Source organism: Gluconobacter japonicus (genome assembly GCF_015244665.1).
Lineage (GTDB): Bacteria > Pseudomonadota > Alphaproteobacteria > Acetobacterales > Acetobacteraceae > Gluconobacter > Gluconobacter japonicus.
On the sequence record NZ_JABCQN010000001.1, the window covers coordinates 727,394 to 737,448 of the forward strand.

Annotated in this window: 9 protein-coding genes and 1 tRNA gene; 7 read left to right on the forward strand and 3 right to left on the reverse strand. The window is 58.3% G+C overall.

Translation table 11 applies throughout. The features are described 5' to 3' along the window. Positions 1–5 precede the first annotated feature (5 nt). From HKD32_RS03340 to HKD32_RS03355, 4 genes are all read left to right on the forward strand, one after another. The gene (locus tag HKD32_RS03340; RefSeq protein ID WP_023945328.1) at positions 6–1,484 is read left to right on the forward strand and encodes a Ppx/GppA family phosphatase; all 1,479 of its coding nucleotides are present in this window, start codon (positions 6–8) and stop codon (positions 1,482–1,484) included. Between the two features lie 8 nt (positions 1,485–1,492). After that, positions 1,493–2,260, forward strand: coding sequence for a CDP-diacylglycerol diphosphatase (locus tag HKD32_RS03345; RefSeq protein WP_061931671.1), 768 nt, complete (start codon positions 1,493–1,495; stop codon positions 2,258–2,260). A 79-nt stretch (positions 2,261–2,339) separates the two neighbouring features. Next, positions 2,340–3,482 carry an MFS transporter gene (locus tag HKD32_RS03350; protein ID WP_061931673.1) on the forward strand — a complete coding sequence of 381 codons (1,143 nt, stop codon included), beginning with the start codon at positions 2,340–2,342 and terminating at the stop codon, positions 3,480–3,482. Next, a complete protein-coding gene (locus HKD32_RS03355) occupies positions 3,479–4,165 on the forward strand; it encodes an HAD family acid phosphatase (RefSeq protein ID WP_061931675.1) in 687 nt (228 codons plus the stop codon). Before HKD32_RS03350 ends, HKD32_RS03355 begins: the two co-directional genes overlap by 4 nt. Before the next feature lie 66 nt (positions 4,166–4,231). On the opposite strand, the gene HKD32_RS03360 is transcribed toward HKD32_RS03355, so the two are convergent. Then, on the reverse strand, positions 4,232–6,952 hold the full coding sequence (locus HKD32_RS03360; protein ID WP_228118715.1) for a DUF4175 domain-containing protein: 2,721 nt from the start codon (positions 6,950–6,952) through the stop codon (positions 4,232–4,234). Next, positions 6,906–8,237, reverse strand: a complete 1,332-nt coding sequence (gene lysA / locus HKD32_RS03365) for a diaminopimelate decarboxylase (RefSeq protein WP_194257543.1) — start codon at positions 8,235–8,237, stop codon at positions 6,906–6,908. Before lysA ends, HKD32_RS03360 begins: the two co-directional genes overlap by 47 nt. Positions 8,238–8,305: 68 nt before the next feature. Here lysA and HKD32_RS03370 point away from each other — a divergent pair, with 68 nt between their 5' ends. From HKD32_RS03370 to HKD32_RS03380, 3 genes are all read left to right on the forward strand, one after another. Beyond that, positions 8,306–8,698 carry a cytidine deaminase gene (locus tag HKD32_RS03370; protein WP_194257545.1) on the forward strand — a complete coding sequence of 131 codons (393 nt, stop codon included), beginning with the start codon at positions 8,306–8,308 and terminating at the stop codon, positions 8,696–8,698. Then, entirely contained in the window at positions 8,695–9,408 is a 714-nt protein-coding gene (locus tag HKD32_RS03375; RefSeq protein WP_194257506.1) for a trypsin-like serine peptidase, read from the forward strand. Before HKD32_RS03370 ends, HKD32_RS03375 begins: the two co-directional genes overlap by 4 nt. 117 nt (positions 9,409–9,525) lie before the next feature. Beyond that, positions 9,526–9,960 (forward strand): response regulator, encoded by a 435-nt coding sequence (locus HKD32_RS03380; RefSeq protein WP_194257507.1) that lies wholly within the window; start codon positions 9,526–9,528, stop codon positions 9,958–9,960. A gap of 18 nt (positions 9,961–9,978) precedes the next feature. Here the strand turns inward: HKD32_RS03380 and HKD32_RS03385 are convergent. Then, positions 9,979–10,055: transfer RNA gene (locus HKD32_RS03385), tRNA-Arg, on the reverse strand.

Genomic DNA, 10,055 nt, shown 5'->3' on the forward strand with positions numbered 1-10,055 from the left:
ACCACATGTCATTATCTGCACAGCGTTCCGCCATCGTTGATCTCGGGTCCAATTCAGTCAGGCTCGTGGTTTTTGAAGGCGTTGCGCGCAACCCGCTCCCCATCTTCAATGAGAAAGTTACGCTCAAGTTGGGGCGCGGTCTGGATGCAACGGGACGCCTGAATGACGAAGGCGTTACGCTGGCGATGGACGTGCTGGGACGTTTTCATACGGTAGCCCGTGCCATGGGAGCGGAGCCTTTTGAGGTTCTGGCCACCGCGGCGGTGCGGGATGCGTCCAATGGTCCGGATTTCGTATCGGCCATCCGTGCACGGATGCCGGGTGTGCCCATTCGTGTTCTCGAAGGGACGGAAGAGGCGGATTATGCCGCCCGGGGCGTGCTGTGCGGACTGCCGGAAGCGAACGGTCTCGTAGCGGATATCGGCGGTGGCTCGCTCGAACTGATCCATGTCGCCGATGGTCAGTATTACGAAGCCCTGACGACTAAATTAGGTGTGATCCGTCTTCAGGATCGGGCCAAAGGTAGTATTGAAAGCGCAGCGGAGATTGCATCTGAATTGCTTCGGGAGGTTAACTGGCTCCCGGGTATGACGGGTCGTCCGCTGTATCTGGTGGGTGGGGCTTTCCGTGCGCTGGCCCGGTTGCAGATTGCCCGTACGCAGTATCCGCTCAATCTGGTTCATCTTTTCACGCTGTCCGAAGGAGAAGCGCGGGAGATGTCCGATTGGGTGATCGGTGCTTCCAAGCGGACGCTTGAAAAACTTCCGAATGCGCCTCGCAAACGTCTTGGGGATGCGCCTTTCGCCGCCGTTGTTCTGAAATGCCTGATGGAGCGCGTGCGTCCGTCCAAGGTTGTCTTCAGTGTCGATGGCCTGCGGGAAGGCTGGTACATGAAGCATGTGGCCTCGTCCGTTGCTGGCGATGACCCGATGACGGCTTTGGCCGAGGAGATGGCCGGGCGTCTTGCGCGCAGCGTTACACTGTCCAATGCCCTGACTGGATGGACAGCACCGCTGTTCCGCGACGAAACACCATGGCAGCGTCGTTTGCGTCAGCTTGCCTGTACGTTGTCGGATATCGGATCTTACGATCATCCAGAGTATCGTGCCGAACAGACTTATCAGCGCGTGATGCATTGCCATGGGGTTGGATTTGAACATGCAGCCCGCGCCTTTATCGGACTGACTCTTGCGGTTCGTTATGAAGTGGCGATGGATGCGTCCCTGATCGAACCTTCCCGCCAGCTTCTGTCCCGTTCGGAAATCGACCGGGCTGTGAGGCTGGGTCTGGCTCTCCGTCTGGCCTATACACTCTGCGCCGGGACGACTGTGCTGTTGGAGGAATGTCGCCTGCTGGTGGAAGACCAGCAGCTTGTCCTGATTTTGGGGGCCCGCAGCGTGCGCGCTGCGGGCAGTGCAGTCCGCCGACGTTTTGAAAGACTGGCAGCAGTCATGCAGTTAGAGTGTCAGGTAAGGGAAGAATGAGTTTGAGGATGAAGTTTGGCGCTGGGGCCGCTCTGGGCCTGATGGCAGCCGTTACGATCGGCGGCGGGCTGGTGGCGTGTGGAAAGGTGCCGGGGCATGACCGTAACAAGCTCTGGGAACTGGTAGGCAGTCGATGCGCTAAGGATGCAGAGCATCACCCGTGCGCAGTTTATGACCCTCAGGACGGTTATGCTTTGCTCAAGGATCTGTACGGGCACGGTCAGTATCTTCTGATCCCTACAAAGAAGGTTCCTGGGATTGAGGACGCATCGCTGCTTCAGCCGGAAACACCAAACTACTTCGCAGAAGCCTGGGCCGAACGGCAGCGTGTTCCGGCAGGATATGGTTTTCCAGTCCCGGATGAGCATTTGTCTCTCGCCATCAACTCCCGTGATGGCCGGACGCAGGACCAGCTCCACATTCATATTGATTGCCTGACGCCTTACGTTCGCGCTGAAATCGACAAGAACATGATCGGTGAAGCCTGGACGCCTGTTTCGCTCTATGGCCATCCGTATCGCGCACGGCTGGTACAGACACTTGATCCGTCGCCGTTCCGTCTTGTGGGCGATGCGGGGGATATGGCCGATCACACGATTGTGGTGACGCCGGGACATCACGGTGGTTTCGTTATTCTGGATGACGTCGCTCACGCTCTGGACCGGGCTTCCGGTGAGGAAGTTCAAGACCATAAGTGCAAAATCGATGACCCGAAGCACAAGGCCATGCATATGGACGGCATGGAGCCCGGCATGCACATGAACGGGATGATGTAACACTTCATCTTGTTCTGATGCTCCGGGACTGGCATGGTTCGATGATCCTCGAACCACCTGTTATTTCCGGAGACTGCCCGTGAACTGGCCTTTGCTGGCTCTGGCCGTGGGCGCATTCGCCATCGGTACAACCGAATTTACCCCGATGGGCCTTCTGCCTGTTATCGCGCAGGGCCTTCAGGTTACCGTACCGAAGGCGGGTGGCCTTGTGACGGCCTATGCCGTAGGCGTCATGGTTGGCGCCCCTTTCATTACGCTTCTTCTGGCAAGACTGCGCCGTAAATCTGCCCTGACATTGCTCATGGGGATTTACGTGGCTGGCAACCTGCTCTCCGCAGTCGCTGGAAGCTATGAACTTCTTTTTGCTTCCCGCGTACTCACCAGTCTGGCCCATGGGGCCTTCTTCGGCCTCGGAGCTGTTGAAGCGTCTGCCGTTGTCGCGCCGGAGCGTCGGGCCAGTGCAGTGGCGACCATGTTCATGGGTCTGACGATTGCCAATATCATTGGCGTCCCGGCGGCGACCTGGCTTGGCATGAATTTCGGATGGCACATGGCTTTTGGGGTGACCGCTATTCTCGGTCTTCTAACAATGGTTGCCGTACAGTGGGCGCTTCCAGCGCGTGAGGCAGGGCCCGTTCCAGACGTTGCCAGTGAACTCAAGGCTCTTCTGCGTATCAATGTGCTGTTGGCTCTGACAACAACGGCGATCGGGGCAGGGGCCATGTTTGTGCTTTACACCTATATCGCGCCAATCCTTCAGCACATCACGCATGCCAGCCCTCTGGTGATTACGATTGCTCTGATGCTGACAGGTGTTGGCTTTTCGATCGGTAATGCGATTGGCGGTCGAAGTGCAGATCGCTCGCTGGATGGAAGCCTTCTGATGTTCTTCCCCATTCTGGGAGCCGTCATGCTGCTCTTTCCCTGGGCTGCTCAGACGGTGCCGGGAGCGCTGATTGCCACGCTTGTCTGGGGTGCGGCGACGTTCGCATTAATGCCCGCTCTTCAGATGCGTGTCATGCAGGCTGCTCATGATGCACCTGCTCTGGCCTCTTCGGTAAATATCGGTGCTTTCAATCTTGGAAACGCGATTGGTGCCGCTTTTGGCGGAATCGCGCTCTCCATGGGCTTGGGTTATGCGGGTGTTTCCGTTATCGGAACAGCTCTGGCTCTCGTCGGGGTCGGTCTTGTTCTCTTTTCGCGAAAGGTGGCTCCGCCATGACCCGTTCCTTTCTGCTCGCAACCAGGCTTCTTTTCAGTGCGGCTCTGACGCCACTTGCCGCTTATGCCGAGCAGCCTGCCAATGTCGGTGATGCCATTATGGCGGCCAGCGCCTATCATGACAGCGGCGATTACCAGCATGATTTTGATACGGTGATTGCTCAAGCCCGTCATTGGGTCTTCGAGCGTGCGCCCAAGGTGCACAAGCCTGCGATCGTTCTCGACATTGATGAAACGACCCTGTCCAACTGGGATGAAATCCGGGCGGATAATTTTGGGTATATTGCCAGCGGTCCCTGTGACGCCCTGCCCAAAGGACCATGTGGCGCCATTGCCTGGGAAAAAAGCGGCCGTGCGCCAGCTTTTGCGTCCACGCTGGCTCTGATCAATGAAGCTGAGAAGAACCATGTTGCGGTCTTCTTCATCACGGGCCGTCATGAAGACGAACGTGAGGCGACCGCTCGCAATCTTCATCTGGCTGGGATCAAGCACTGGGACGGACTGGATCTACGTCCCATGACCTCACATGGCTACGCCGCGCATTACAAGGCACCAGCCCGTGCGGCGATTGAAGCCAAGGGTTACACGATTATCGCCAGCATCGGAGATCAGCCTTCCGATCTCGCGGATGGTCATGCCGAGAAGGGCTTTCTGTTGCCGAACCCGTTCTATCGCGTGCCGTAAGACGGTCTTGTTTCTGATATGAAAAAAGGCGCTCAGGGGAATGACCTGAGCGCCTTTTTTGTGGCCTTAGAATGACTTCAGCAGTCGTTCCAGATAATCCAGCTCACTTTGAGGCCGGGTACGGTCTGACGCCCGGCGGCGAAGTTCGCGTTCAATGTCTCTGGCCCGATCCCGCGCATTCCGATCCGGGATGTGCGCGTCGGAATCCTTGCCGTTCTGACCTTCGCCCAGTTTCCGGCCCAGCGGGTCCTGATCCTTGCGGTCTTCATCCCCATCATCATCGTCACCGGCGTCGGGCTGGTCTCCGCCATCGCCCTGCTGCCCGGCTGCACCATGCTGCTGCTGGCCGGAACCGCCGCTTCCCATGGATGGAATGAAGCTCAGGCTTCCGCCTTTGCCCTGACCCGATCCGCCTGATTTCTGGTTCTGTCGCATCTGTTTTCCAGCTTCGGAGAGATCCGCAAGAACCTTTTGCTCTGCTGTCGCAGCTTCATCATCATGACGGTCTGCCAGAGCCTTCCGGGCATCCTGCATGTCTGCCTTGGCTTTTTCAAAGGCCGTCGCAGGTTTGCCGGTCAGATCCTTGACGCGACGATCAAGAATATTATCCACACGGGACAATGCCCGCTGAAGCGCATGGTCGAGACGGCGCTCGGGAGACTGGGACGCAACGGTAGCCGGGTCGGTCGGCGCAGCGGGTTTGGCTGGGGTGGTCTGTTCCATATCTGGCGGAGGCTGCATGCCCAACTGACGCATAAGATCAGCCGTGGACATCTGGCTGATATCCTCATGACCGTCCTGTTGATCGGGGGGGAGGGCGGCCTTGCGAGCAGCGGACAGGCGGGCCTGTGCGTGATCCAGAAGCATCGTTTCCCGATGGACCAGATCATGCAGGGCGGCCCGCTGGGCGCGGGCTTCTTCCTGCGCCTTCATCTGGGCGGCAAGGGCTTTCAGATCTTCCGGCGTGGCCTGACGCATATGCTCGGCCATGTCTTCCATCTGCTGGAGTTTGCGAAGGGCTTCGTCACCATGCCCCTGGGAGGCATCGTTCTGAAGGCGCTGCATCTGGTCAGACCATGGATCGGCCGAACTGGTACCGGACTCAGGCATCATGATGCCGCTTTGTGCCGCCTTCTGGAACAGGAGTTGCATTCGGCGATTCAAGGCGTCCTTGAGATCTTTCGTCCGGCGCTGAAGTTCTTCCTGTTCGACAAGAGAGTGTCCCTTTTCGCCCAGTTCCCGCATGTGATCGAGTTGTTGCTGAACGCTCTGTTGGGCCGCACGCACAGCTGCGGCAGCGTCTGCAATTTCGGGACCATCCCGCCGCAGGTCATCCAGATACAGAGCGAGTGCCCAGAGTTGTCCCGGAACCTGTTCGGCTGAACCTTCCGGCGCATCATGCTGGAGGGATGCGATATCGAGACCCAGCGGGGCCAGAACCGGGTGAACGGTTGTGGTCTGGGTCAGGAGTTTCAGTTCGTCTGCGGCCTGCTGAGGGCGTTCCTGCCCAAGCATCAGGCGACGACGCAGAGACACGATGGCGCGCGCCAGCGGGTCCGTGAACTTGCGTGCGCCAAGATGAAAACGAATAGGATCGCTCAGGCTCTCACGGCCCGAAACGCTCGTAGCATGTAGCCGTCCTTCAACTTCCATTCCTGCAAACGGGTCGGACGACAGGTCTGGTCGTGCCTCACCTTTGGCATCCTTGGGATGACCATCCAGAGGAATGGGAACGCGGAGCACACGGCCCTTCGAAATCCCCGGCAGTCGGATTTCAGCGTCCAGAGACGCGACGCCATAAGACTGCTTCACATGCCACGGAAGGCTGGTCCGCCAGTCGTCCTTCTGTGGCGCTGGCTTTCCGTCCCATGAAACTACGGGCGGAAGGTCAGGCTCGACAGCGACGCGCCAGGAACCAAGCGTCCGGCCTCGCGAGGAGAGTGTGATGGTGCCTGTCTGCTGAAGCGTTGCCTTCTCGCTCCAGCTTTTCTCATCGAGCCGCTCATGGCTGAGAGATGTGGCTCCACGGAGAACAGGGCGTCCATTGGAGCCTGTAATCGTCGCGTTCAGGATTGCGCCTTGCGGCACCGTTACCGGTTTTGCCTGCTGCGTCTGGGAGAGGAAAACGGGTGCGCCGGGTGCGTAGGATGGGCGATCAATCCATGCCTGAACCGATGGCAGGGGAACGCTGTCATCATCCACGCCGGGCACAAAGCCTGAATGCAGGCGGGAAAGGGAGTGAGGCCCGCTCAGCGCCACAGCCGCGGCAAGCGCAACCGTGACAGAGGCAAGACCCAGCTTCTCACCGGTCGTTGTCTCCGGCTTTGGAAATCCGACCTTCAAAGGGCCAAGGGATGCGACAATGCGGTGAACATGCTGCGCCCAAATGGCGGCCTGTTCCCCATTGCCTGCATAGGCCGGGCGGTCAGCAAGTGTTAGAAGTGGCTGATACGCCAGATGGGAATCCCGTTCGATCCGTCGATCAACCTGCGCTTCCGTAGGCTGTGGGATGGATCGCAGTCCCTTGACGCCGAGCCAGAGTGCCGTTCCCAGAACGAGCATTTCAAAGAGGGCATGAAGCCAGTCCGGCAAAGACTGGGGAATACGGGCCAGACTGGCCAGACCATAGAATGCCGCAAGAAGCAGCGACCAGCGCAGGGCTGGCCAGGCACGTTCCCACCACAGAACGCGCCTTGCGCGACGGCGAAGGGAAACGAGGCGGGCTGTTGCGGCAATCGGATCAGCCATGGGCGGGCAGGAGCCAGTCTGGAACAGTTTCTGCGGCAATCAGGTCTTCGACGGTTTGGCGCTGGCGGATGATCTCCCAGCGCCCGTTATCGACCAGAACCTGAGCGGCGAACGGTCGGGAATTATAGGTTGAACTCATGACGGATCCGTAGGCTCCCGTATCCAGAAGGACAACGAGATCCCCGCGCTTCAGGGACGCAGGCAGAATGCGATCCTTCGCGAAGATATCACTGCTTTCGCAGACAGGTCCTACCACATCCCACGGCTTAAGCGCGTCACTGAAGACGGCCGGGGCGACGGGAAGGATACCATGCCAGGAATCATAAAGCGCCGGACGGGCCAGATCGTTCATGGCGGCATCAATCACGACGAAATCCGGATTGCCCGCCTTGGTTTCGATGACGCGGGACAGAAGAACCCCTGTCGGCGCGGAAAGCCAGCGGCCCGGCTCGATGCTGAGAGCAACATCAAGATCACCCAGCGTTTCAGCAATGACGCCAGCCAGCATTTCCGGTGGAGGGGCGACTTCATCCTTGTAGCGGATACCCAAACCACCACCGCAGTCGATGGTTTCGACCGTGTGACCGGCGGCGCGAATTTCACGAACCATATCCGCAAGGCGGCTATAGCCTTGGCGGAAAGGTTCAGCCGTTAGCATCTGGCTTCCAAGGTGCACCGCCAGACCAACAAGCTGCACATGATCGAGCGTGGCTGCTTCGGCATAGAGTTCGACGGCGCGACGATGCTCGATCCCGAACTTGTCGCCAGCGCGGCCAGTGCTGATCTTGTTGTGAGTCTGTGCATCGACGTCCGGGTTCACACGCAGGGCCGCACGGGCCACCTTCCCGCAGGCACGGGCGATCTCGTTCAGGCGATGGAGTTCTTCCACGCTCTCCACATTGATCTGACGGATTTCGCGTTCCACGGCTGCACGAAGTTCCAGATCCGATTTGCCAACACCAGAAAAGACGATTTCATCGGGGGCGATGCCAGCGTGTAATGCACGGGTCATTTCGCCGCCACTGACGATGTCCACGCCGTAGCCGCAGTCCCGCAGAATGGTCAGGGTTGCCTGATGATCCTGGGATTTCATGGCAAAGTGGAAGTGAACCGGCAGGTTGCGGGCTTCGAATGCGGCTTTGAGAGCATTGGCACGACGGCGCAGCGTACCAGCCCCCGTGATCCAGCAGGGCGTACCAGCAACAGCAGCGATGACATGCAGGGGCACGCCTTCAAAAAGAAGGCCGTCGCGCGCATTGACCTCCAGAGGAGGGCGGCTCGTCAGAAGGTCATTGAAGGAGGGGGCAGAAGAGGGAGCGTTCATGATGGTTCTACCGTATCGTGGACGCATGGATGTTCCAAGCCGTTCACACAGGCGCTAATGTCGGAATTATGATGGAAGAACTGATCTGCCGGGCCCTTGATGCCCGTTCCCGTGCTTACGCGCCATATTCCCGCTTTCAGGTGGGGGCGGCTCTGCGATGTGATGGTGTCGTCTATTCGGGCTGTAATGTAGAGAATGCAGCCTATCCGTTGGGAACCTGCGCAGAAGGCGGGGCCATTTCCGCAATGGTTCTTGGTGGCGGTACGCGTATTGAGGAAATTGTGATTGTTGGCGGCGGCGATCAGCCGTGTACACCGTGTGGAGGATGCCGACAGAAACTTCGTGAGTTCGGTCAGCCGGATCTGAAGGTGCATATGATTTCTACAAAAGGCGAAATCCTCTTGACCCGGACACTTGCCGAGTTACTGCCTGATGCGTTCGGGCCGGACAATCTGGGATGAAATTCCGCTCCTGTCTGCTGGCCGGTGTTCTGGAACTTTTCGGGCTGTGCGGGGCGGGTGGCGCGTTTGCGCAGGTGCCGTTAACACTTCCGGGTCTGGGAGACGGAGCGCGGCGGGAGTTGATAGACGTCAATCAGGCGCCATGGCGGATTCTGGCGCGTGTGCAGACAGAGTTGGGCGGTCGCTGTACCGGATTTGCCGTTGCTCCGACTGTTGTGATGACAGCGGCCCACTGCCTCTGGCTACCTGCGACGCATCATTATATTCAGCCCAAGGACATTCATGTTCTCATGGGATACGCCCGTGGTGGGTACCGACAGCACGCACAGGTCAAGCGTTTCGTCATTCCGGCGGGTTATGATCCAGCGAATGAGGCGGCAACAGGCAGCAATGACCGCGCCACGCTGCTTATGGATCATCCGGTCGCTGTTGCCTCCGATCTCCTTCCGGCTGTGGCGGTCAAAGACGGCATGAGTGCCATGCTGGTCGGGTATCCACAGGACAGAAGTGAAGTACCGTTCGGGGATGTGGAGTGTAATATCAACGGCATCACGGTGAGCGGGCTTGTGCATCATAATTGTGAGGCGACCAAAGGTGTGAGTGGCGCGCCCCTGTTGGTCCGCATATCCGACGGCTCATGGGGAATAGGCGGTCTGGCCGTGGGCGCCGATGTCGGTCCCGGGGGGCTTGCTGCCCCTCTTGTTCGGTAGGGCCGAGAGAAGAATTTTCATAATTCTGCAAACATCCTCCAGATCGGACGTTTGAAAGCCTGGGAAACACCTTTTTGGTTTTTCCAACCAATATTTGGTCCAGGAGGGCGCTTCTTTATGTATGTCATGTCAGGGAAAGGAACGACGTCAGTCGGGCAGTCTCACGGCATGCATGCTGGAGGCAATTATCTGACTGAGCGGAAAAATGTTCTTGTTGTCGAGGATCAGGCCCTGCTGAGATTTCTCGCCGCAGATATGCTTGAGGATGCAGGCTACAACCCGATTCTTGCTGCCACTGGCGATGAAGCGATGGATATTCTCTTGAAGGGCGAAACCGTCGATCTGGTTTTTTCTGACGTGAATATGCCCGGACGGATCAACGGCCTTGATCTGGCAGAGACTGTCGTGCAGCGCTGGCCAAATATTGGAATTGTTCTGACATCAGGTGCGTTTCTGAAAGGACAGAGGATCCTTCCGGAAAAAACAGCATTTCTTCCCAAGCCATACGAATGGGAAGACGTCTATCGCGTTCTGGAAGAATTGACGCACTGATTTTCAGGAAAAGCTGTGTGGTGCACCCGAAAGGACTTGAACCTCTAACCCCCAGATTCGTAGTCTGGTGCTCTATCCAGTTGAGCTACGGGTGC